At 45.0% G+C, this 1,354-nt stretch carries 4 protein-coding genes; all 4 read left to right on the plus strand.

The features are described from left to right. Positions 1-21: 21 nt before the first annotated feature. The 4 genes from IQ270_RS30290 to IQ270_RS31675 all read left to right on the plus strand — a co-directional run bounded on the left by IQ270_RS30290 (position 22) and on the right by IQ270_RS31675 (position 1,202). Positions 22-234 (plus strand): hypothetical protein, encoded by a 213-nt coding sequence (locus IQ270_RS30290; protein ID WP_193976785.1) that lies wholly within the window; start codon positions 22-24, stop codon positions 232-234. After that, positions 231-515 (plus strand): type II toxin-antitoxin system mRNA interferase toxin, RelE/StbE family, encoded by a 285-nt coding sequence (locus tag IQ270_RS30295; RefSeq protein WP_193976786.1) that lies wholly within the window; start codon positions 231-233, stop codon positions 513-515. Before IQ270_RS30290 ends, IQ270_RS30295 begins: the two co-directional genes overlap by 4 nt. A gap of 2 nt (positions 516-517) precedes the next feature. Next, on the plus strand, positions 518-688 hold the full coding sequence (locus tag IQ270_RS30300; RefSeq protein WP_228056849.1) for a hypothetical protein: 171 nt from the start codon (positions 518-520) through the stop codon (positions 686-688). Positions 689-974: 286 nt separating this feature from the next. After that, a complete protein-coding gene (locus IQ270_RS31675; RefSeq protein ID WP_228056850.1) occupies positions 975-1,202 on the plus strand; it encodes a hypothetical protein in 228 nt (75 codons plus the stop codon). The last annotated feature ends 152 nt before the right edge of the window (positions 1,203-1,354 follow it).

Consider the following 1,354-nt stretch of genomic DNA (forward strand, 5'->3'; position numbering starts at 1 on the left):
AGCCTCCCAATCTAACTCACCATGCAAACCTTAACATTTGACAGCATTTTAGACGCGATCGAAACCTTGTCTGTAGACGAACAAACCAATCTGCTTGTCATCATGCAGCGCAGACTGAGCGATCGCCGTCGCGCCGAAATTGCCGCTAACATTGCACAAGGAAAACAGGATTATCAATCTGGCAACGTCTTTCGAGGTACAGTTGATGAAGCGATCGCGGAGCTAAACAGTTGAAAACTATCACTTTTGCTCCCTCATTTAAACGTGCCTACAAAGCCCTGATCAGCAAACATCCGGATCTACAGCCCAAAGTGGAAGATGTCTTGAGATTTTTGGCAGAAAACTCTTTCGATCCATCACCGCAAACACACAAACTAAAAGGTCAATTAGCTGGCTCTTGGGCTTGTACTGTGGAATATGACTGTCGGATTGTATTTGATTTTATTCAAAATCCCGAGTTGCCAGATGAAGAAATTCTTTTGCTAGACATTGGCAGTCATGATGAAGTGTATTGAAAATGCTGGCTTATGCGATCGCCCTTTCCTCCTTTTTCTCAAAAAAGGGCGCTCTATCTCCTCAACTCAACGTCCGCCCGATCGCCCTTTTGGTTGCGAATGTTTTTGCAGGAAAGTGCGATCGCCCTTCATCTATACCAGATGCCAAAAGAGCGATCGACCTTTTGGCATAAGTCAAAAAGTGCGATTACTTTTTGGCTATTTTTGGCTATATGGAAAGGGCGATTCACGCTCGGGATAGCTCCGCTTCACGGTCTTGTGGATGGACAGGGGCGATCGTCCTGTAGGATGAAACAACTGCAAACTTTCCCACTGCTATGCCTGAATCTATTCAGCAAGAAGCCCAAGCCATACTAAATATTCTTGCATCCACTCCCTCTCAGGATTGTATTACCCTTTCCAAAGAATTTCGCGAACTTCCGATGAGGGCTGGTATCTACGCTGTCAAACATCGCAGCCTTGGAATCCTCTACATTGGCTCTCACCAGAACACTGCGCGATCGCTTTCGCGGTGGTCACAAAGCTTTACTTTGGGCATTCATTGAAGGATTGAAAGCCACAGACATCCGCATCGCCTTTTACCAACTAGATTTTACTCAATGGATTCAGCTATCATCAGAATTAGAAAGCCTCATCATTCAAGCTGTTAACCCACCCTATAACGTGAAAATTCCAGCGAGGGACTAATTCTATGCAAACTCAGCCTATTATCCAGGGCTATTTCGTTCTAGACAGTAGGCAGGGTTTAGGTTTAGAGTTGAGAACTCGGATTCACCCTAACTTATGATTTATGAGTTCGCTAGCAATTGTAGAAGCATTTTCGGAATTACCCGACCCAC

This window comes from Microcoleus sp. LEGE 07076 (genome assembly GCF_015207455.1).
In the GTDB taxonomy this organism is placed as follows: domain Bacteria; phylum Cyanobacteriota; class Cyanobacteriia; order Cyanobacteriales; family Microcoleaceae; genus Microcoleus.